The sequence below is a fragment of the Photobacterium sp. Hal280 genome, from assembly GCF_037162255.1.
In the GTDB taxonomy this organism is placed as follows: domain Bacteria; phylum Pseudomonadota; class Gammaproteobacteria; order Enterobacterales; family Vibrionaceae; genus Photobacterium.
On sequence record NZ_JARLUO010000001.1, the window covers coordinates 88365 to 109529 of the forward strand.

The following is a 21165-nucleotide window of genomic DNA, read 5'->3' on the forward strand; positions in this document are numbered from 1 at the left end:
GCAGCATCGCCCTGCGGGCTGGACGCGCTGCCGCGCGCCGCTGCTTTGGGCGTTATAAGTTTGAGGAAATATGACAACAATCAGAGAAGTTTTAGTTCGTACAGAACAAACGTTGGAAACAGCAAAGCATGGCTTTGACGACCTAGTTTCATCAAACAAGACTCGACGCTTTACTGGTTTAAGGAACCTTATCGTATTTGGTCGTTCGGTAACTTTTGTGCTTCAAAACTTAAGGACTGCTGTTGGTAAAGAAAGGTTCGATGCATGGTATGAACCTCATCAAGAATCGATGAAGCAAGATGTGGTGATGAAATACTTTGTGAAACTCAGAAACGAACTTGAAAAACAAGGACGTTTACCTGTCTCGACATCAGCACGTATCCATAATTTTTCTTCTGATATGATCTCACAATATAAGAAGCCACCGGGTACTGTTGGTTTTTTCATCGGTGATCAACTCGGTGGTAGCGGTTTTGAGGTTGAGCTTCCAGATGGTAGCAAGGAAAAATATTACGTTGAAATACCAACCAGTGTTGCAGAGGTAACGCAACATTTTAACGAATTACCTGTGCCTGATGACGATGAACTAAAATCAAAGACTATTGAGCAACTTTCTGAACATTTCCTCAAATCTTTAGAGGCTCTTCTGGATAACGCAAGAAAAGAGTTTCTTGACCAAGACACACAAATCATAAATGGACGCCGGTTGCCACCATACATGAGAGTGGTGAAATAAAACTTATAACAAACAATTTAAGAGGGATTCCCAACGCTTGGTATTTTTGATTCTACTTCAATTTTAGTGGTTACGGTACAATGCTTTAGGTTGGGTGGTAGCGTTGATCACCCCTTAATTGGGCGTTAACTGGCTAGCGGTAAATTAATTTGGAGTTATGATGTATCTGAATACAAGAATAAAAAGTCACCATCATGTACTTACCGACAGTGCATTTGAACTGTTTTCTCAGGAACGCTATTCATTTCGAATCTCTCAAGTTACAGAAGATGCGTTCACTTTAAGTATCAAGAGTGTTGAAGGAGAGGAGAAAGAAGCTTTTGTCGCTCGATCTCATTCAATAATTTCCTTTTATCTTGTAGCTTTAAATGTAGCGACGATGGGGCATTTTTCTTGGGATTTCCAAATGGTATCCCCCATACCATACTTTTATTCAGAAAAGCCAGATGACCTACAGAACTACTTGATTTTACATAAAGGAACTGACTATTTATACGACGAGGAGAAAATGGATATATCCTCTGAATTGGTGTGGCGCTCATTGAAAATAATGTTGGCACTAGCAAGCGAAAAAGATGATGTATTTATAGGTGAGTACATCAAAGGTATTTACTCTCTACATAATGATTTTTTCAATATTAAATTTACAGTTGAGTCATTCGCTAGTTTTTACAGGGCGTTTGAGTACTTTTGCACTGTTAAGGTTTTGAAGCAAAAAAGATTAAACAACGAAAAAAAGCAGCTCAAAACTATTTTGGCAGATTTTGGTTTCAATGATCTTATCTTAGAAGACTTTGACCGAATTTATAAGGTTCGATGTACTAAAGTTATGCATGCTCAGCGTCAACTATCCGAGCAAGTCGATGTTGACTTAATCATACGGTTAAAAATTTTTCTGGACGCTCTATTGCACAAGCATTACGAGCCAATATGGGGTAAGTCCGCCAGTTAACAATCTGTTTAAGAGGGATTCGCAACGCGTGGCATTTTTATTATGCGCTGCGTTTAGTGTTTAAGGTGGTATGCGGTAGCATCGGTATTGCGTTGCTCACACCTTAACAGGGCTCTGGCGGATCCCCTCATAATTTCCCCAACCCACAAGTGTGCGTAAGGCGTTGATATTCGAACATCGCCCAGTGATATTGGGACTCTTTAATCTTGTATCGTCGATGGCTCCTAACCTCTTTTCCTAGCCTTGGGATTGATAAAACACGTCGATGCTTGATGGTGTTGGCTTGGAAGTCATAGTGCCATGTTGCTTGTATGGCGATTAACGCATTCCACCACATGATGATTTCAGCCAGTAATACCATGAGCAGTAAGATGTCGATGCGTTTGTTACAGCGAGTGCGATTATGACGAAGTGCTTGGCCGTAAGCAGGGCTTGCAGCTTGTTGAGGAAAAGCTGATGACTCTTGGGGGAGTTGTAGTTTTTATATTCAAATGCCTGTTCGTAAAGGGTGACGCTCGTCCTTTCATGGCAACTGAAGCGCGCAATGTCATATGGCGAAGTTGTTCGCGAACATCAGACCAATCAACGAGGACGACAGGAAAAGGGTTGGCACGGGTAATAAACGAAGCATGCCATTTATAGATGGCATCTTTTTCTCGGTGAAGATTTTGATTCCCGAGCAATCGGTCGATGCGTTTGATGGCATGTTTGACCGTGGTACCAGTATCAAGGGCGCGTCCGATTTTGGTGAGGGTGAGATCGGAGCCATCGAGCACCGTTTTGGTGGCAAGCATCAGAGATCTAAGTCGTTTTTTGTGAATGCCAGGGCATTGATTTTCAAGAGTTTACTGTAGAATTTGAACGTCGCGCATCGTTAGGGTTCCCTATTAAATCCTTTTAATCCGGTGTCTTTTTGGCGAAATTCATTAGATCAGAATGAGCGATTCGCGTCTACTCATTGTTTTATAAAGAAATTATGAGGGGATTCGTTAGAACGCGGCGTTATGCTCTATGCAAAAATTCCTAGACAAAACCGAATATCCTTACGTACTAAAAATTTCATGTTTAAAGGTACCTTTATGGAAAAGCAATTAAGAGATGAGTTAGAAAAAAGCTTGAGTACTGAGCAGTTTAAAAAGATAGATGGCAACTGGATATTTATGAATCAAGGAGGTAATGCTCCATTCTATTCAAAATGTCGAGGCGTTGGCATCGGTTTTAAATTCCAAGGTAATAGAATAAAAGTAGAGCTTTATGCTACAGAGACATTTTCTAATAAATCTGAATTCAACGACGTATTAAGCAACCTTGAAAAGGCTAGAAAAATGTTCCCTATGGCTAAAGTTGAAAATACAGTGAATGCAACACATAAAATGTATAAAACCATTTTTATATCTCCAAGCGCAGCGGCAAACTTTGCATATGCGCTTACGGTACTCTGTATGGAGTAGTTGGTTTGAAAGAAGCATAACAAAGCGTTCAAGAGGGATTCATGCCGCGTGGCATTTTTGGTATGCGGTGAGTTTATTGGTGAAAGTGGTCTGCGGAAAGTTGGTTTAGGCGGCATTCACCCCTTAACGCGGCGTTAGGCATTAGGAGAAAGAACTGGTGAATCATTCAAATACGAAAGAGTGTATTGATCTTTTGGAAAGCAATTTGACAGCGGCAATTACTCACCTATCAAATTTGCCTTACTCGACTCAAAATAGCGCAATGCTTGGATTGTTTAGAGAAGCTCATAGGGAAACACATCGCCTACTAGCGTCGTTCAACGACCTTACTTTCTCTAGCCTCGCTGTACGAAATATATTTGAAATCTACCTTATTTCAAAACACATATCCTCCGATCAAAAAACTTTATACAGTTGGTATGGACAATCCCATAAAGATTCAAAAGAAGTCCGCGATGGTTTTATAAAGTTAATGGAGAAAAAGGGGTTAGATACTAGAGAGCTGAAAGACATTCAGTTGTTCGAGGATCAAGCACTAAAACAAAGCCCGTTTGAATCGAAAGGGTCGTTTCAAGTGAGAAACTTAGCCGAAAAATATGGTTACCTTGACGACTACTTGTTCATATACAAATTAAGTTCAAAATTAATCCATCCTTCTTCTATGAAAATCATGATCTACGATGTTCTCATAGAAAACTCAAATTATCAGAGTGTGGTTTTTCAGGTTGGTGCTTATTTCAGTAATAGATTTAGTACTTTATTGGAGTCGGTGGTTGCAAATGCCTAACAAACTGTTTAAGAGTGATTCGAAACGCGTGGCATTTTTACTATGCGTTGGTTTTAGTGTTAACGTGGTATGCAGCGGCATTGCGTTGCTCACACCTTAACAGGGCGTCATACGTCATGATTAAACGAACCATCGCAACAATATTATTGGTATTTTCAGGATTTTGTTTAGGGGGAGCTGTGCAAGAAGGCAAAGAAGAATCTCAGGAATTAATGGACGCAGTATTACCGCTTGCAGAAAGACTATTGTCCGAATATGGTGAATTCTTTCCGTATGGCGGTGCAATGACTCCTGAAGGGAAAATTATAAGTGTTGCAGCATATGGTGGCGACGAGCATCCTGCCTCATCAGAGGTAATAGACATGCTTCATAAGGCGTTTCATACGGCAGCTAAGAATAAGGAATATAAAGCCACTGCTCTTGTCTATGATGTTAGGGTTCAATTAGCTAACGGCAAACCTTCAGATGCATTAGCTATTGAGCTGGATCATGAGTCGGGTTATTCCATAGTTGTTATGCTTCCCTACATTTTAAGCAATGGCCAGCTTCAATACGGTGAGATTTCCGCGCAAGCAGGTGAAGGTAATGTCTTTAAATAGCAAGCAACGTGTAACAAGTCAAAGCACGCGGACGTGGCAAAGCTGTCACCTTTTGTGCAAAAACACGCACAAAATCCGCCAACTTTACCACGTCGGTGTTTGAGGCGTTAGTTCGCAATGTCTTCGATAGTAGAGGTAGAAATTGAATAAACAAGCAAAAGTTATTTTGTGGTCTTTGTTTGTTGTTTTACTAATGCCAATATTGGCTTACATATACAAGTTTGGTCTTGGGCTTTGGGATAAACCAGATGAATGGTCCGATTTAGGAGGTTATGTCGGGGGAGTATACGCTCCAATTCTTTCGATTGTTACCTTGGTTGTCATCTCGATACAAATATTTATACAACATCAACAATATCAGTATTCATTGATTCAGCATCAAGAGGAACAAATCAAAGAGTACATAGCAGCTCTGGAACAAGCATTAGACGTTAATGTAGGGAAGTTAGCTCGCGAGATTTTCTTGTAAGCCTATGCCGAGATGTATCTAAAGATTCCATCAACGTGATTCCTGCGGAGTTAATTATGGATTTTAATCAATGTAATCATAGACATTTACTCAATGTGGTGTGAGGTCATGAAATGCCTCGCGGTTTTGGAGAATATCTCAAACCAAAATGTTTATAACAAGGTCGTTTTTGCATCAAACAAAAATAAAGTCATAGCATACCTAAACCCTCAAATATGCAGAATACTTGATAGGTTTCACTTTATATTTCTTTGTAAATGTGAAGAAATTAACGTCCACATCGATACTCAAGGTCTTAAATATTACTATTCAGATCTGAGAACTGGTGGGTAGCGAACAAACATACGACTAAGGCGGATACACAAAGCGTGGCGCTATTACTTTGCCATTCTGGTGGCGCTATTTAGTCAGAATAAATGAAGATTATCGAAATCAAACTCGAACGTTAATAGTTCAAAATTGTAGGGTAAAAATACATGGATGTATTTTTAGGTTGTCGGCGCAGGGAGCGCCTACAACCGGCCCGGACAACACCAAAGAACAAAAGGCATTTCTGGTTACTGTTTGTGCCAGCAAAGAGTAACTGGCGCGCATCAACAATGCTGAGAAAAACAGCGAACTCAAGCGCGACAAACTTACTCAGCCTTAGAAATCGTACTCGCGGTTTGGATTCCCGCCTGTCGCGGAAATGACGGCTTAACAGCGTACATTGGTGACACAACACCAGAGAAACAAAGGCATTTCTGGTTACTGTTTGTGCCAGCAAAGAGTAACTGGCGCGCATCAAACAGTGGCAAGTGAATCACCGAACTCAAGCGCGACAAACTTACTTAGCCATGAAAAATCGCACTCGTTGAATGGATTCCCGCTTTTCGGTGCCGGGAGCGCCGACAACCGACCCGCAAGAGATGATGTCCTTCAAATCGCTGCTGTAGATCAACCCCTCACCTTGGTGATCCTCGCCGTGGGTACTAAAGTTATGTTTGGTTAAATCAATGTCATAGACGCACTTTGACACCAAGCGAGGAAAATCGGATGACTAGCATTGATATTGGAATAAATAGTGAAGATAGACAGAAAATCGCGGAAGGCTTAAAACGCCTTTTGGCTGACTCATATACCTTGTATCTACAGACACATAATTTTCACTGGAATGTGACCGGACCGCAGTTCCGCGAATTACATCTGATGTTTGAAGAACATTACACCGAATTGGCAACGGCTGTAGATGATATCGCAGAGCGTATTCGAACTTTAGATGTACCTGCTCCGGGCACTTACAAAGAGTTTTCAAGACTCAGCTCAATCAAGGAAGTGGAAGGCGTGCCGAGTTCAGAAGAAATGGTGGACTTGTTAACCAAAGGACATGAGCAGGTTGTGAAAACCTCACGAGAGGTCTTAAAGTTGGCGCAGTCTGCAGACGATGAATCAACGGCAGCGTTAGTCTCGGATCGAATGCGGATTCATGAAAAAACATCATGGATGTTACGGGCCATCAGGAAGTAAGTGCATCCGGCTCCTGTTCGGGAAATGGATGCTCCATTGCGATAGCGTCAGGCTGCGCAGTATGGCTGACATCATGACCGTGTCACGTATTACGCGTGTTTGGCTAAATCAATGCCATAGACATTGTGACATGGTGACCTCCGGCCAGAATGAAATCAGGCTGACTAAATTTGGCGAAGTCTGAAGGAGGAGCCATGTCATTTGTTAGGTGCGATGGGAGCAGGCCATGCTGACGCTAGTGGCTTTCAAGGCGCTGGTCATTTGGGTTGGCATCCTTGTTCTGGCTGTGGCCAATGGCGTGCTGCGCGAATCGGTACTTGTACCCAGGTTCGGAACGCCAGTCGCGCTCGTGCTTAGCGGTATGCTGCTCTCAGCTTTAATCATCGGCGTGGCGTACTTTTCCCTGCCATGGTTGCATGTTCGTCGGCCCCTTGAGCTCTATACTGTCGGGGCGGGCTGGCTTGTTCTTACACTCGTTTTCGAGTTTTCGTTCGGGCTTTGGCAAGGCAAGTCGTTTTCCGAGTTGCTTGAGGCCTACACATTCAAGGATGGCAATATCTGGTCTGTTGTTGTTGCAACCACAGCTTTTTCGCCATACATCGCTGCCTGGCTGCGAGGATGGGTCTGATGCGTCTAACCAGGCCCGTCACGGCGACACCTGCTGGCTGGCTAAGTGTAGGGGAAAGCTGAGATAATTTTCGAACATGTTACTTTTTGGATCAACATTTTGTCTTGCTGATTATTGTCATGGATACTGTATCTAAGTTTTGCTAAATCAATATGATAGACAGATGGTAATAGGGTCTCCGGTGTGTGTGTGGAATCACATATCAAATGCGGCTAAAGCTGAGAAATGCGAGTCCTTGTCATTCATCTAAGTATTCGGAGGCATTTTGAGAGTAACCTTGTTGATGATATGTGCAGCTTTGCTTAGCGGCTGTATGGGGATGCCCGAATCAGTAAAACCTGTGTCGGGGTTTGAACTGAACAATTATCTGGGTAAATGGTATGAGGTGGCACGCCTTGACCATTCATTCGAAAGAGGCCTCAGTCAGGTCACGGCTGAGTACAGTATGCGAGAAGATGGTGGTGTTTCGGTACTCAATCGGGGTTACTCTGAAGCTGATAACGAGTGGAAAGAGGCGGAAGGCAAAGCTTACTTTGTGAACACCCCAACAGACGGTTATCTCAAAGTCTCATTTTTTGGTCCATTTTATGGTTCTTACGTTGTGTTTGAATTGGATCGTGAAAATTACAGTTATGCTTTTGTGTCTGGCCCGAATACTGACTATCTATGGTTACTGTCACGAACGCCAACAGTCGAACCTGAGGTGATAGAAAAATTCATTCAAATGTCGTCTGAGCGAGGGTTTGATACAAATCAACTGATTTATGTTCAGCAGAAGTAACGACCCTACAAGCGATTAAGGCGGAGACATAAAGCGCAGCGCTTTGACTTTGCCACTGCTGATGGCGTTATGCATCAGGGCAACAGGAAGATGATGGTAACGAGTTTTAAAATTAGCGCAGTTATTGGATTATTGATTGGCTTTACAATGTGCTACTTAGGTTGGCAGCACAATCCTCATTGTGAGTTTCACTGTGATGGTTCTGTGGATTGGTTTGCTCTATTTATTCTGTGGGCGAGTTGGTTTGTTTCGGTAGGTATAATTGGTGGTGCGTTGATGAGCTTAATTTTGTTTATTTTCAATATCGCACGCAGAGGTCATAATATATGACAAGCTATCGAAATGGATCTTTTTATTTCACTACGTAACAAGTTAAAGTTCTCGGACATCAAAGCTGTCATTTTTTGCTCTTAAAAATTCGACAGCTTCACCAAGCCGGTGTTCGGCGCGTATCAAATCGTGCGAGACAAACACCGAACTCAAGCGCGACATACATCCGCCTGAGATGATATTTTTATAGTGGTTCCAAGATTCATGACAGATATCCACCTTGCCTTGATGATCCTCACCGTAGATACTGTAACTATGTTTGGCTACATCAATGCCATAGTGAAATTGTGGCATGGTAAACTCCGGTAATTTAACTCTGGCACTGGCATCAAGTGTGGAAAAATCTGATGTAGGGAGCCATGTTACTCTTTAAATTTCAAGGAATTATCGTGCAAGAAAAGCGAAAGCTAAAAGATTACTTAACCGATAGACCAAAGCCAAAGGGTATAGATATACATTGTGGCTTAAAGCATTTTGCGATTATTACTTATGCTGTTCCGGCTGAGCGTTTTCAAGGGATTTTACCTGAAAGGTTCCAATTGGATACTGTCGACATTAACGGTAAAAAAATGGGGTTAATATCAGTCGTTCCATTTATTGATGTTGATTTTACTTCGGCTGTTTTCCCATTCCCCAAATTTACCATGGGGCAAACGAACTATCGGATATACATCATCGATAGCAAAACGGGTGAACGTTGCGTCTGGTTCCTGGGTACAGTTTTAGATTCCTGGACACTAACTGTGCCAAAATATTTATGGAATCTTCCCTGGCATTCAGGAAAAATTAGCTTCGATTGCACCTTCAATGAAGCGACTGGTTTGTACGATAAATACCATATGGAAACACAGTCGAGTTGGGCTGAAGCATCTGTCGATTTAGTCCAATCAGAATCTGATTCATTTGACTTCCCGGGATTCCCGGATACCGAGTCTGCATTAGTTTATCTGACGCACCCTCTGGCAGGGTTTTATTATCGAAGAGACAAGAATCCAGGTACATATCGCGTGTGGCATAAACAGCTGGACGTTAAACCAGCTAAGTTACTGTCAGCAAAATTTAAGCTTCTGTCTGATCTCGGTATCGTTCACGAATCTGAGCAACAGTCTCCGTACAGTGTTTTAATTGAACCGATAAATGAATTTACGATTTACTTGCCCCCAACAGTTGTAGGGTAGAAATACATGGATGTATTTTTAGGTTTTCGGCGGCACGAGCGCTTACAACCAACCCGGACCACACCAGAGAAACAAAGGCATTTCTGGTGACTGTTTGTGCCAGCAAAGAGTCACTGGCGCGCTTCAGACAGTGCCAAGTGAGCCACTGAACTCAAGCGCGACATACCACCACATCATCAAACCCAGACATCCTCTCAAAGCACAATGACGAGATTACACATTTCATTCGAATCACTCTTTGATTTGATTAGATCCCTTAAATGAATCATAATTTGATTCGATTAAGGTGTTTTATTGCATTATGGAGTGACAGATGTGGATATGGCAACAACCCGACTGGCCGAATTTTACGTGGGATAAAAGCCTCATTGAACCGCGTCTCAGAGAGGTTCGCCTGAACCAGGGGATCTTGCTGGGCAAGATGATGAGTCAATCGCAAGACAGCACTCAAACTCTGCTCGACACGCTGTTAGCCAATATTCTTCACTCCAGCGCGATAGAAGGGGAGAAACTCAATGCGTTCTCTGTTCGCTCATCGTTAGCCAATAGGCTGGGGATTAGTGAGAACAAACCATTTCCGACCACAGAGCAGACTGACGGATTCGCTGAAATTATGCTCGATGCCGTCGAGAATTCAGACGCTCCGCTAACGCTGGCGCGTATTTTACATTGGCACGACAGACTATTTCCCGAAGGCTATACGATGTTTAACCCTGTCATTGGTGGCCGGCTAAGGGGAGAGGCGCCGATGCAGGTTGTTTCCGGCAGGATTGATCGCCCGGTGGTTCATTTTGAAGCGCCCGGCAGGGAAGTACTGGAAGGGGAGCTCGGTCAGTTTATTGAATGGTTCAATGTATCCAAAGCAGATCCTTCCCTTGATCCCTTATTAAGAGCCGCGATTACGCATCTATGGTTTGTCACGCTGCACCCGTTAGATGACGGGAATGGTCGTATTACCCGATTACTGACAGATTTAGCGCTGGCTCAGGCGGAACAGCAGTCAGTGCGTTTTTATGCTATGTCTGTGGCAATTCTGGCGAATCGAAGCAGTTACTATGAAATATTAGAGCAAACCCAGAAAGGTGAACTGGATATTACCCTTTGGCTACAGTGGTTTTTCAATATGCTGGATGAAACCTTCTCACAGGTGCTCAAAGAAATCGATCAAACCATTTATAAAACGAACTTCTGGCGGACAGTCGACCAGACCAGTCTCACATCAGAGCAGGTTAAGGTGCTGAACCGCATGTTGGATGGTGACTTTGAGCAGGGAATCAGCGCTGGCCAGTACCATAAAGTGGCGAAAGTGAGTAAACCAACAGCCACCCGGCACTTAGCTGCATTGGTTGAACTGAAGTGCCTGGTCAAGTCAGAGTCAGGTGGACGAAGCACTCGCTACCACCTGCCATAAGAAGCATCGGCGGACCATACATAGTGCCAGCTCACTGTATGGATTTCCGCCTGTCGCGGAAATAACGGCATGAAAATGTATATTGGTGACACAACTCCAGGGTAAAAATTCAGGACGAATTTTTAGGTTGTCGGCGCCGGGAGCGCCTACAACCGACCCGGCCCACACCAAAGAACAAAAAGGCATTTCTGGTGACTGTTTGTGCCAGCAAAGAGTCACTGGCGCGCTTCAGACAGTGCTAAGTGAGCCTCCGGACTCAAGCGCGACATACTGACTCAGCCTTTAAAATCGCATTCGTTATGTGGATTTCCGCCTGTCGCGGAAATAACGGCATGAAAATGTATATTGGTGACACAACCCCAGGGTAAAAATTCAGGACGAATTTTTAGGTTGTCGGCGCCGGGAGCGCCTACAACCGACCCGGACCACACCAGAGAAACAAAGGCATTTCTGGTGACTGTTTGTGCCAGCAAAGAGTCACTGGCGCGCTTCAGACAGTGCTAAGTGAGCCTCCGGACTCAAGCGCGACATACTGATTCAGCCTTTAGAATCGCATTCGTTATGTGGATTTCCGCCTGTCGCGGAAATAACGGCATGAAAATGTATATTGGTGACACAACTCCAGGGTAAAAATACAGGGATGTATTTTTAGGTTGTCGGCGCCGGGAGCGCCTACAACCGACCCGGCCCACACCAAAGAACCTAAAGGCATTTCAGGTGACTATTTGTGCCAGCAAAGAGTCACTGGCGCGCTTCAGACAGTGCCAAGTGAGCCTCCGGACTCAAGCGCGACATACCACCAAGCCCAGACATACCATCCACCAAATGGACTACCCCATACAAACTTACCCATGCTTCACCGTATACTTATCCATCAGCGAGTACAGGGTTGGCCGCGTGATCCCCAGGATATTAGCAGTGTGAGACATATTCCCGTTACTGAGTGACAGCGCTTTTGCGATGGCCTGTTTTTCAGCTGCTTCTCTGACCTGGCGTAAATTTAACGCCATGGGCTCGGGGCCGTCTTCGAGCGGTTGAAGCGCTAAATCGATTGAGCTGATGAATTTGTTATCCGACATGATCACCGCCGATTTCACCTTATTTTGCAGTTCACGGATATTCCCCGGCCAGTTGTGCTGCAGCATTGCGCGTATAGCGTCGTCGGTGAAGCCGCTGATTTTTCGCGGTGATTGCTGATTGGCCTGCTGTAAAAAATAGCGGGCCAGGATGAGGATATCCTGATCACGTTCGCGCAGTGGCGGGTTCTGAATGGTAATTTCACTGATGCGGTAGAACAAATCTTCCCGGAATGTTTTGTCTGTCATCATCTGTTCGAGGTTCTGGTGGGTCGCACAGATGATTTTCACATCGACAGGAATTTCATGACGGCCGCCGACCCGCTCAATCACTTTCTCTTGCAGGAAGCGAAGTATTTTAGCTTGCAGCGGATAGGGCATGTCGCCGATTTCATCGAGGAACAGGGTGCCGCCGTCGGCGCATTCAATTTTTCCGGCCGTGGTTTTGTGTGCGCCGGTAAATGCACCTTTTTCAAAGCCAAACAGTTCACTTTCAAGCAGATGTTCCGGAATCGAGGCGCAGTTGATGGCGATGAAAGGTTTATCCGCTCTCGGCCCTTTCGCGTGAATGGCGCGGGCGATCACTTCTTTGCCTGTGCCGCTTTCACCCAGGATCAGGGTGGTGATCTCCGTGGGGGCGATGCGCTCTATCATCCGGCAAACTTGTTGTATTTGCGGGCTGTTGCCAATGAACCCATTGGCTTCCAGTGAGGACTGGCGCAGATTGAGGTTTTCCGACTCCAGTTTGGCGACCACAAATGCCCGGTCGATAATCACGGCCAGAATGTCATCATCAATCGGTTTGTGATAGAAATCGTGCGCGCCCAGTTCAATGGCTTTCAGTGCATTGGCTTTGTCGTCATTGCCGGTGATCACGATAATTTTCGTGTCGGGAGCCAGCGCCAGAATCTCCTGCAATATCGCCAGCCCTTCTGACGCATTGGCTTCATCAGGCGGGAGCCCGAGATCCAGGGTAATGACTTTGGGCTCGTACCGTCGTAATGCAGTAATCGCCGATTTTCTGTCATCAGCCATCACGACGTCATACTGCGGGAAGCACCATTTCAGCTGCTTTTGAATACCCGGATCATCTTCAATGACAAGTAATGTATCCATATTTCGTTCCTTTCTGGCGAATGCTTTGTCCCGGGGGATCAGGCTGTCACAGCAACAGGCAGATGAATCGTGAAGGTTGTTCCTTTGCCTGGCTCGGACGCCACGTCTATATAGCCACCTAATTGCTCAATCAGGTTTTTTGCGTCATAGGCACCAATTCCCATGCCTGCGTTGCCTTTGGTGGTATCAAAGGGCTTGAATAATCTGTGTTCGATAAAATCGCGGCTCATCCCGCTGCCGTTGTCAGCGATGATGATCTGGTAATAGTGATCTTGGCGTGCTGTCGACACATGCACATAACCGTGTTCACCGGTGGATTCCTGCGCATTCTGAACCAGATGAGACAGGATGTTGCTGAAGCGTTCTCTGTCTGTTTTCAGGGTAAACGGCAAACTGGCCTGCTCTATGAATTGCGGGGCAGGGGTTCGGACGGCGCGGGTATCGCAGACTTGTCGGATCAGATCTTCTATGTCTGTGTCTTCTTCAGACTGGCTTTCCACTCGTTTATTGTTGAGCTGGTTCAGTACTTTTGTCAGCCGGTGAGCAGCCGAGTCAACAGTATCAAAGGCATCACTGATAAAATCCGGGTTATCCCGGTGTTTTGTTGCATTTTTGCTGAGTAATTGCAGTTGCGCTAACACGTTTTTCAGGTCATGGACCAGAAAAGCAGACATGCGGTTGAAGGTATCGAATTGCTGACTTTCCGCGAGTTTCTGATTGGTTTCAAAAACATTGAGATACACAGACAGCTGTCGGCTGATCGCCTTCATTAAATCCCGGTCTTCCCAGTTTACTTTTTCTGTTGAAGTGGGCCTGGAAAGCAGGCACACGCCAAGCGTCCCACTGCTGCTCGACAAGGGCACGATATAAGACAACGCTTGCACAGCGGACAGTGAGGCTGCATCTAACCGGAAAGGTGCGGGTTCTTTGCCTTGACGGGCCGCGTCTATATCCACAATCCACTGATGCTCAATCGCCGGCAGCGCTGCTGTGCTGAGCAGCATCTGAATATCCGGATGCTGGCTGTCAATATTGTGGCAGGCCCGGACTTTCATGTGCGGGCCTTGTCGGGTGGCTAACACACCGCTGTAACAACCAAACGGGTGCAGCATGGCACGCAGGGCTGTGTCGTATTGTGTGCCTTCAGGGTGTTCGAGCGCGGTGGCAAAACGCATCCATTCTTCACGGTATTCGTATTTGTTGGCAAAGAAATGTTTGGTGATAAAGACCATGATGTTTTTGCGAAACGTATCTGACAGAAAGAGGCTGGCCAGCACCAGGGCACTTAAAGCAAAAAACAGGATCTGAACCGTCTCGCTCCAGCTTTCGCCCATGGATTTAATATAGAAACCGGCAAGCGCCATGACCAGCAGATACCCTGCTGCTACGAGTAGCAGCGTGCTGTGATAAATAATATCGCGCGAGACGTACACCCGGCTTTGCCAGTGCTTGATCCGACGGGCGGTCAGCAGGATGAAAGGCAGGGACATCAGGGCTATCCAGCCTCTGCCGAGCCAGAAACCGGAATCCAGGATATTGGTAAGAAAGGCATCCGCATAAAGCGCAAAGTGGTAAGCAAAATAGACACCCAGTCCCAGACAAATTGGTTTGACGGCCCAGCGTTCGTCTTTGTGGGTTCTGCGAAAGCGCAGTTCGACAAACCACAGGCCGATGATCGCCTGACATAAGTGCAGAAAGAGGAAAGTACGCTGTCCGAATACAGGCCAGAAGAAGCGTGCCAGTTCAAGCAGTATGGTGGCCGCGATGAACAGGCAAAGCCAGCGGGGGGCTTTTTCCCGGAGGATGTCTTTCACCTGCACGGCATCGGTTAAGCTGCTGGACACCAGCAGACACCAGCCCAGTGTCAGTAAACTCTCAGCCAGCAACACAGGCAGAATTGAGAGCTGATAGCGATATTGAAGAAAGGAGGTGATGGCCCAGGCCGCGCCAAGGAGACAGGTGAGCTGTAACAGCCTTTTGGGCATGCTTTTTTCTTTCGTTGTCAGCAACAGCAAAAAAATGAACAGAAAACCGGTTGCGGCTGACAGGTAGCCAATGTTGCCAAGCAATGTATCCAAATATGCATTCCTTTATTCAACGAGGAACCCCAGCGAAAGTCACCGCTGAGTCATGCCTGAGTCACTGGGAGTGCAGCCTTCGCTCAGTAGGACATTTTTGCGATTCCTATTGAGAGAATAGTTCAGAATTGTGCAAAGAGGAGGGGTCAGTGACTGATATCAGGTTGTGCTGAATAGCAAAGGGTATGCAGGGAAACTTGCGGGGCATGGTGCAACCAATCAAGCCAGTCTGTCATGCTGATTGAACAGAGCGCTGGCATGAAGGCTAACAGCAGAATGAATAATGGTACAAGGTTAAGTGCCAGTATCAGCATGAGTTTTTTCACAGCAGCTCATCCTCTTTCCCAGCCACCTCCATCCTTTGGGGGTTAGATGATCGTTTGAGTTATATAGAGAAAGATAGCGTCATAACTCCCTCTGCTTTGGCTTAATGTTAAGAACGCCACACTTTCAGTTTTTTGCCCTGCTGATTCCGAGGATGTGAAGCCGGTGCCTGTTCATCAAACTGACGTATTTCTCTCATCATTCTGCCGCAGAACTGACACGGTTGAGTCACACATTCTTTTCATACTCGTATCGAACACCAACTTCGGATGGAGACAGTATGGAAACCGTAAGTCCTTTTCGTTTGCCACGGAAAACCCCGTTTGGGTTCGGTGAGAAACTGACTGAGTGGGCGACAGGGTTGCACAGACTGAGTCGCTTTTATGCTGACAGGCCTGTGGGACAAGACACCGAGTCGTTTCTTCGTTATTCCCTTGATGTGCTGGGGATAGATTTTCATGTTGTGAAAGGGAGTTGTCAGAATATTCCCGCTCAGGATGCGGTTGTGGTCGTGGCGAACCACCCGCTTGGATGTGCCGAGGGCATCATTCTGGCCCGGATACTGCGAGGAATCCGGCCGGACGTGAAGATTCTGGCGAACCATTACCTCAAGACGGTTCCTGAACTGGATTCACTCTTTATTGGTGTGGATGTCTTTGAAGGGGACAATGCGGTTCGGGCCAATGTCAAAGCCTTGCGTGAAGCTAACCGCCATTTAAGTGGCGGGGGATTGCTGCTGGTTTTTCCGGCCGGTGAAGTGTCGGCCTATGACAGGCAATCCAAACAGCTTCGCGACAAGGAGTGGAGTAAATCGGTCAGCCGTTTGATTCACAAACACAAAGCCACCACGGTGCCGGTTTTTATTGGCGGGCGTAACAGTCGCCATTTCTACATGGCGGGAAAAATTCATCCGATGCTGCGCACCCTGATGCTGGGAAGAGAAATGCTGAATAAGCAGGCATCACCCATTCCGATTGCCATCGGTGACAGCATTCGATTCAGCGAAGTGAAAAATATCAGCAACGACCAGCACCTGGTGAATTACCTGAAGTTCAATACCTATTTGCTGGGCAGCCAGGCGGGTTTGATCCCCGCAAATGCATCGGCTTCACTCGCAGATGCGCCAAAAATGGCCGCTACAAATGAACCCATTGCTGCGCCTGTCTCTTTATCCTTACTGAAAAAGGATATCGCCAATCTCGGCGAGGACGAATGGATGCTGAGCAGCGGTGAGTTTGACGTTTACTGTGCCCGTGCCGCGCAGATCCCGGCCATCTTGCAAGAGCTGGGGCGCATTCGCGAGATCAATTTCAGGGCGGTGGGCGAAGGCACAGGAAAAGCGAGCGATCTGGACCGATTTGATGAGACCTATCTCCATCTGTTTGTCTGGGATCGTCAGGCTGAAAAAATTGTCGGCGCATACCGGTTGGGACTGACGGATGAACTGATGGCTAAACATGGCCTGGAAGGTCTGTATTCCCGTACCTTGTTCCGTTACGACGAGCGTTTCATCAGCCAGTATGGCGCGTCCATTGAACTGGGGCGCTCTGTGGTGGCAGAAGAATATCAGCGTAGTCTGAGTGCCTTGTTGTTATTGTGGAAAGGCATCTCAGCTTTCGTGTGTCGTCATCCTGAATACACGCATCTGTTCGGCCCGGTCAGTATCAGTGATGAGTACAGTCATGAAGCCAGACAGTTACTTGCCGCTTGTATGTCAGTGCATCATACCGATCAAAACAGTGCACGGCTGGTGGCGCCGACACATCCCTTGTCCAGCAATCACCGGGTGTTCTGGCAGCCTGAAATGTTATCGGCACTGGCGGACGTCCAGTTGCTTTCCAGAGTGATTTCACGGATGGATGCAGGGAAAAGCGTGCCGGTATTATTGCGGCAGTATCTGGGTTTAAACGGAAAGCTGGTCTGCTTTAACGTTGACCCTGAGTTTAACGATGCGCTGGATGGATTGATCGTCGTTGATTTAACTCAGGTGCCGGAAAAGACCTTAGGCAAGTATATGACGCCGGAGAAAGCCGCAGCGTATCTGGCCTGGCACGGTAAGACTGACTGCTGAACCGGCCAGTCAGGGGGTTGTGGGATCGAGTGGCACGGACAGATCTTTGGGAACGAACGTCAGTACGTGCTGCTCCGTAGTCAGCGATAAGGTATCACTTTCAAGCGCCGTGGTATTCCACTGCTGCAAGGCACTGATGATGACTGCCTCAACAGTGGCAACTTCATTCTGGATGCAGGCCATCTTGGTGGATACAAGTGATGTGATACGGAACTGGTTACCGTTCTTCAGCTCCGCCAGGCCCATGAACTGATTGCAGCCACTGAATCCTGTCGCTTTAAACTGGCTGTCCAGGCTCATGCTGATAGGAGTCCGCGTTTCTATCTGAGTGATCTCTCTGCCATCAATTTTGGATAATACCCAGTCTTGCTGCAAATCGCTGGCAGTAAATCCTGCTTTGGGCGGTGGGTTGCAACCCAAAAGGCTCAATAAGACCATAAACAGTAGCCACTTTTTCATGTGAGCTTCACTCTCAGGTGTACGGCAATGTCACTCTAATAGTAGCAGTTAACCGTTTACAGCAGTGGCAGACTCGCGAGACAGGCACGACAAACACACTTGCCTTCCGGCAGGCTGCTGGTATCACGTCTGGCCAGCTCAAAACACCAGCATTGGCTGTTGCCATCCTCAATCGCGCAATAAGCCGGTTGCCCACAACGTTCACAGCTATGTGTGGTTTCATCCCCCTGGATCTGGGCGATGGCTCGGGTGTGCGCGTCATCATTCATTAATCGCCATTCTCCGATTTCTTTCATGGTCCGCAGGCAACCACTGCAGATCCCTTCCTGATTTTTACACTTCGCCACGCACGGTGTTTTCACTTGCCGATACTCACTTCAAAAAGCGGCTAGTTTACCCCAGACCAAATGAAATGTATCGGTCCGGGGCTGGCAAGTGAACAGTAAGATGCACCCGCTTGTGGTTAACGTTTCCGCCAGATGGTCATCTCAGACACAGTGTGCTGGAATTTTCGTTTCGTCTCGCGGATCACAAACGGAATTTCTTTCACAGCAATCAGTTCGAAATGCGGAATCAGCGTTTCTGTGAGCCCGTCTAAAGTGGTGAAATTCTCGCCATTTACCTTGATGCCTCCCAGCCACATGTCTTTGGGCGTATAGTCTTCCAGCCAGGTGTAGGGCGAGGTAATGACCAGATATCCTCCCGGTACAATCCGTTTGGCAATACTGTGAAGAAATGCCTTGGGATCCGCCAGCCGGTCAATGAGATTAGAAGCATAGACCAAATCATAGTCGGTAAACTGGGGTTTGAGATTACAGGCATCGCCCTGGCTGAAGTGAATGTCTCCTTTCAGGTTCTGGTAGCCTAATTCGTCAAGGGTGATACTTTTGAATTCAACCAGATCGCCTTCAGTTGGAATGGTATAGCGTTTCTCCCCCTGCTCAAGCAGGGCATAGGCTTGCTGAATAAAGCGGGCGGAAAAGTCGATACCGTCTACGTGGTCAAACCGTTTTGCCAGTTCAAAGCTGGCTCTGCCAACGGAGCAGCCGATATCCAGCGCCCGTTGCGTACTGTGTAATGAAATTTCCTGCAGGCACTGCTTCACCCCGTTGACACAGAAATTCGGGACAGAGAAATACTCATTCCCATAGTGAAACTCCAGGTATTGCGCGATTAACTCATTGGTCTCATAAATATTCAGATTTTCCATACTGGCTGGATCCTGCTCAGAGGCGACATAGCGGAATCCCGCATGCTGATAGAAATGGCGACGAAAAGCGTAGCGAGATTCAGGAATCGTCTCATTACCGGTTGAAATCCATGAACCGCCTTTCATCAGGTTATGCTGGCCGTCAAAGGTTGGGGTAGAAAAATCATCGTATAACGGATGGACTTTAAACCCCTGGAAGCCGTCGATGGCGGATTCTGTCCATTGCCATACATTGCCCACAATGTCGCAAAGGCCATTATGCTCGAAGCGGTCAACCGGGCATGACGAGGCAAAATAAGCCAGCTCGGTATTACCAGGCGCTTCTCGCCACGAGGGGAAGCCGTATCAAGGCATTGCCTCAGGATGTACCATTCGGCTTCGGTGGGCAGCCGAATGGATTGCTGAGTCTTGTCGGCTTTCCAGTTACAGAATGCCTTGGCTTCAAGTTGATTCACTTCTACCGGCCAGTTCAGCGGCAGCGGGATTTCCTGTGTCAGGTTACGTTGTAACAAGTTACCGTCGCGCTCAAGCCAGAATCTGGGCATGGTGGCTTGTGTGTAGGCCAGCCAGGCCAGGCCTTCGTCCGTCCAGTATCTTTTTTGCTGATATCCGCCGTCCTTCACGAAATCCAGATACTCCTGGTTCGACACCAGGTATTTACTGGTTTTGAAATCATGCACTTTATACTGCTGGATACCGTATTCATTGTCCCAGCCATAGGTCTCGGCATCTTCGGATTTACCCAGCGAGATCGAACGGCCCGCCATAGCGATCAGTGGATTAGAAGGCGCGGGTCCTGATTCCTGACAGGCCTCCCAGGCAGAAGACGGCGTCAGGTCAGCAACAGGGAGCTGGCGCATAATCACAGAAGAGGTTTCAAGGTGGATGCGTTCATGCTCAATGCCCATCAGAATCACCCAAGCAGGATCTTTGTCAGTAATGGGCAGAGTCAGAGGCATGTCATCAATCACTTGGTTGACCGTGTCTTTTACCTGCTGGCGATAGGCTTTTACCGCATCAACGCTTGGCCAGTCGTAGTGGGCGTCATTGAGATCGTCCCACGACATTTCATCAACACCAATCGCAAACATAGACTCAAAGTGAGGGTCAATCCTGTTTTCTATGTATTTGCCGAGCTTTAACTTGTTGATATAAAAGACCGCTGTATGGCCGTAATAAAAAATCAGCGGATGCCGGAGGGGTTCGGCTTTTTTGAAATAGGCTGAGTGGTTGTTAATCAGGGAAAAAAGGGATTCGTAAAGTGCCCAGGTTTCATTAAAAGCTGTTTTTAATTCTTGTCGTTTTTTGTGTTCTGATGAGCCTGTCAGTAATACGCTTCTCGTCGCTGCTGTCGAAAAATCAACCATGACTGTTTACTCTCCTGTAACAGTGATTTCTTATTTATTGTGTTTGATTTTATATTCAAAGTGTCTCTCTTATGTTGCAGTGAGATAAGATCAAGTTCAAGTCTCTGTTTTTTGCACGACAAAAACCAGAAGGCTCCCGTTCGGGAGCCTTCTTCTTAGCGACTGTACTTAGTTTTTACGTGAACCAGTAAATGCATAACGAGATGATTTCTGGCCGTTTTCAGTCGTGGCCTGGAATTTCACTGAGCGAGAAGAGTTCAGCTGCAGTGGGATGAATACACGACCACGTTCATCGGTGGTGTACGTTTTACGTTGTTGAGGTACGTTCGCAACAGATACAGATGCGTTGGCAGCAGGTTGACCATTTTCGGTCACAGTGACCCAAGCACCGTTATTCGCATCCGTCACACGAATATCAGCAAGAGCTGATGTCGACATTAGCAGTACAGCGGTTGCAGTGAGTACTTTAAAGCTAGTCATAATATTCACCTCATCTATCAGTGGCAAAGCCATTGATTAGGTTGTGCCTAAGTATCTTAGGGGTATCAATAGTTACAGGGCTCTCACTTTTAGACCTACCTGTTTCCAAAAAATTTCACTCCTGTGATAAGTAAACCCCGTTTAGGTTACAACGTC

General features: G+C 46.5%; 20 protein-coding genes and 1 pseudogene. 12 read left to right on the top strand and 9 right to left on the bottom strand.

All coding sequences use genetic code 11. From position 1 onward, the window contains the following. The first annotated feature begins 70 nt into the window (after positions 1-70). Both P4S53_RS00405 and P4S53_RS00410 read left to right on the top strand, forming a co-directional pair. Positions 71-736, top strand: coding sequence for a hypothetical protein (locus P4S53_RS00405; protein WP_025534375.1), 666 nt, complete (start codon positions 71-73; stop codon positions 734-736). Positions 737-896: 160 nt separating this feature from the next. Then, entirely contained in the window at positions 897-1688 is a 792-nt protein-coding gene (locus P4S53_RS00410; protein ID WP_337110872.1) for a hypothetical protein, read from the top strand. A 127-nt stretch (positions 1689-1815) separates the two neighbouring features. Here P4S53_RS00410 and P4S53_RS00415 read toward each other — a convergent pair. After that, a pseudogene (locus tag P4S53_RS00415) lies at positions 1816-2509 on the bottom strand (hypothetical protein). A 258-nt stretch (positions 2510-2767) separates the two neighbouring features. Between P4S53_RS00415 and P4S53_RS00420 the strand changes: the two are divergent. The 7 genes from P4S53_RS00420 to P4S53_RS00455 all read left to right on the top strand — a co-directional run bounded on the left by P4S53_RS00420 (position 2768) and on the right by P4S53_RS00455 (position 7909). Further along, positions 2768-3139, top strand: coding sequence for a hypothetical protein (locus P4S53_RS00420; protein WP_337110873.1), 372 nt, complete (start codon positions 2768-2770; stop codon positions 3137-3139). A 157-nt stretch (positions 3140-3296) separates the two neighbouring features. Then, positions 3297-3926 (top strand): DUF5677 domain-containing protein, encoded by a 630-nt coding sequence (locus P4S53_RS00430; RefSeq protein ID WP_337110874.1) that lies wholly within the window; start codon positions 3297-3299, stop codon positions 3924-3926. 116 nt (positions 3927-4042) lie between these two features. Then, positions 4043-4525 carry a hypothetical protein gene (locus P4S53_RS00435; protein ID WP_337110875.1) on the top strand — a complete coding sequence of 161 codons (483 nt, stop codon included), beginning with the start codon at positions 4043-4045 and terminating at the stop codon, positions 4523-4525. A gap of 142 nt (positions 4526-4667) precedes the next feature. Further along, entirely contained in the window at positions 4668-4994 is a 327-nt protein-coding gene (locus P4S53_RS00440) for a hypothetical protein (RefSeq protein ID WP_337110876.1), read from the top strand. Between the two features lie 1035 nt (positions 4995-6029). Beyond that, a complete protein-coding gene (locus tag P4S53_RS00445) occupies positions 6030-6500 on the top strand; it encodes a Dps family protein (RefSeq protein WP_161442331.1) in 471 nt (156 codons plus the stop codon). 226 nt (positions 6501-6726) lie between these two features. Next, positions 6727-7128, top strand: coding sequence for a hypothetical protein (locus tag P4S53_RS00450; protein WP_337110877.1), 402 nt, complete (start codon positions 6727-6729; stop codon positions 7126-7128). Between the two features lie 283 nt (positions 7129-7411). Further along, complete coding sequence (locus P4S53_RS00455) at positions 7412-7909, top strand: lipocalin family protein (RefSeq protein WP_442958631.1); 498 nt, start codon at positions 7412-7414, stop codon at positions 7907-7909. A gap of 372 nt (positions 7910-8281) precedes the next feature. Here P4S53_RS00455 and P4S53_RS00460 read toward each other — a convergent pair whose 3' ends face one another. Then, entirely contained in the window at positions 8282-8533 is a 252-nt protein-coding gene (locus P4S53_RS00460; protein ID WP_337110879.1) for a hypothetical protein, read from the bottom strand. A gap of 95 nt (positions 8534-8628) precedes the next feature. On the opposite strand from P4S53_RS00460, the gene P4S53_RS00465 reads away from it, so the two are divergent. Next, a complete protein-coding gene (locus tag P4S53_RS00465) occupies positions 8629-9417 on the top strand; it encodes a DUF2071 domain-containing protein (RefSeq protein ID WP_337110880.1) in 789 nt (262 codons plus the stop codon). A gap of 313 nt (positions 9418-9730) precedes the next feature. Continuing rightward, positions 9731-10828, top strand: coding sequence for a Fic family protein (locus tag P4S53_RS00470; protein WP_337110881.1), 1098 nt, complete (start codon positions 9731-9733; stop codon positions 10826-10828). A gap of 845 nt (positions 10829-11673) precedes the next feature. Here P4S53_RS00470 and prsR read toward each other — a convergent pair. Both prsR and prsK read right to left on the bottom strand, forming a co-directional pair. Then, a complete protein-coding gene (gene prsR, locus P4S53_RS00475) occupies positions 11674-13020 on the bottom strand; it encodes a PEP-CTERM-box response regulator transcription factor (protein ID WP_337110882.1) in 1347 nt (448 codons plus the stop codon). A 38-nt stretch (positions 13021-13058) separates the two neighbouring features. Next, the gene (prsK, locus tag P4S53_RS00480; protein ID WP_337110883.1) at positions 13059-15098 is read right to left on the bottom strand and encodes an XrtA/PEP-CTERM system histidine kinase PrsK; all 2040 of its coding nucleotides are present in this window, start codon (positions 15096-15098) and stop codon (positions 13059-13061) included. 604 nt (positions 15099-15702) lie between these two features. Between prsK and P4S53_RS00485 the strand changes: the two genes are divergently transcribed. After that, positions 15703-17493, top strand: coding sequence for a lysophospholipid acyltransferase family protein (locus P4S53_RS00485; protein WP_337110884.1), 1791 nt, complete (start codon positions 15703-15705; stop codon positions 17491-17493). A 9-nt stretch (positions 17494-17502) separates the two neighbouring features. On the opposite strand, the gene P4S53_RS00490 is transcribed toward P4S53_RS00485, so the two are convergent. The 5 genes from P4S53_RS00490 to P4S53_RS00510 all read right to left on the bottom strand — a co-directional run bounded on the left by P4S53_RS00490 (position 17503) and on the right by P4S53_RS00510 (position 21009). Continuing rightward, a complete protein-coding gene (locus P4S53_RS00490) occupies positions 17503-17952 on the bottom strand; it encodes an META domain-containing protein (RefSeq protein WP_337110885.1) in 450 nt (149 codons plus the stop codon). 56 nt (positions 17953-18008) lie between these two features. Continuing rightward, positions 18009-18314, bottom strand: a complete 306-nt coding sequence (locus P4S53_RS00495; RefSeq protein WP_337110886.1) for a cysteine-rich CWC family protein — start codon at positions 18312-18314, stop codon at positions 18009-18011. A gap of 101 nt (positions 18315-18415) precedes the next feature. Continuing rightward, positions 18416-19402 (bottom strand): putative 4-mercaptohistidine N1-methyltransferase, encoded by a 987-nt coding sequence (locus tag P4S53_RS00500; RefSeq protein ID WP_337110887.1) that lies wholly within the window; start codon positions 19400-19402, stop codon positions 18416-18418. Beyond that, complete coding sequence (ovoA, locus tag P4S53_RS00505) at positions 19288-20529, bottom strand: 5-histidylcysteine sulfoxide synthase (protein WP_337110888.1); 1242 nt, start codon at positions 20527-20529, stop codon at positions 19288-19290. Before ovoA ends, P4S53_RS00500 begins: the two co-directional genes overlap by 115 nt. A 168-nt stretch (positions 20530-20697) precedes the next feature. Beyond that, positions 20698-21009 carry a hypothetical protein gene (locus P4S53_RS00510; protein WP_192016882.1) on the bottom strand — a complete coding sequence of 104 codons (312 nt, stop codon included), beginning with the start codon at positions 21007-21009 and terminating at the stop codon, positions 20698-20700. Positions 21010-21165 lie beyond the last annotated feature (156 nt).

Coding starts and splice junctions, on each gene's coding strand:
- P4S53_RS00405 (WP_025534375.1), top strand. CDS start 71: ATGACAACAATCAGAGAAGTTTTAGTTCGTACAGAACAAACGTTGGAA.
- P4S53_RS00410 (WP_337110872.1), top strand. CDS start 897: ATGTATCTGAATACAAGAATAAAAAGTCACCATCATGTACTTACCGAC.
- P4S53_RS00420 (WP_337110873.1), top strand. CDS start 2,768: ATGGAAAAGCAATTAAGAGATGAGTTAGAAAAAAGCTTGAGTACTGAG.
- P4S53_RS00435 (WP_337110875.1), top strand. CDS start 4,043: ATGATTAAACGAACCATCGCAACAATATTATTGGTATTTTCAGGATTT.
- P4S53_RS00445 (WP_161442331.1), top strand. CDS start 6,030: ATGACTAGCATTGATATTGGAATAAATAGTGAAGATAGACAGAAAATC.
- P4S53_RS00450 (WP_337110877.1), top strand. CDS start 6,727: ATGCTGACGCTAGTGGCTTTCAAGGCGCTGGTCATTTGGGTTGGCATC.
- P4S53_RS00455 (WP_442958631.1), top strand. CDS start 7,412: ATGATATGTGCAGCTTTGCTTAGCGGCTGTATGGGGATGCCCGAATCA.
- P4S53_RS00460 (WP_337110879.1), bottom strand. CDS start 8,533: ATGCCACAATTTCACTATGGCATTGATGTAGCCAAACATAGTTACAGT.
- P4S53_RS00470 (WP_337110881.1), top strand. CDS start 9,731: ATGTGGATATGGCAACAACCCGACTGGCCGAATTTTACGTGGGATAAA.
- prsR (WP_337110882.1), bottom strand. CDS start 13,020: ATGGATACATTACTTGTCATTGAAGATGATCCGGGTATTCAAAAGCAG.
- P4S53_RS00485 (WP_337110884.1), top strand. CDS start 15,703: ATGGAAACCGTAAGTCCTTTTCGTTTGCCACGGAAAACCCCGTTTGGG.
- P4S53_RS00490 (WP_337110885.1), bottom strand. CDS start 17,952: ATGAAAAAGTGGCTACTGTTTATGGTCTTATTGAGCCTTTTGGGTTGC.
- ovoA (WP_337110888.1), bottom strand. CDS start 20,529: ATGGTTGATTTTTCGACAGCAGCGACGAGAAGCGTATTACTGACAGGC.
- P4S53_RS00510 (WP_192016882.1), bottom strand. CDS start 21,009: ATGACTAGCTTTAAAGTACTCACTGCAACCGCTGTACTGCTAATGTCG.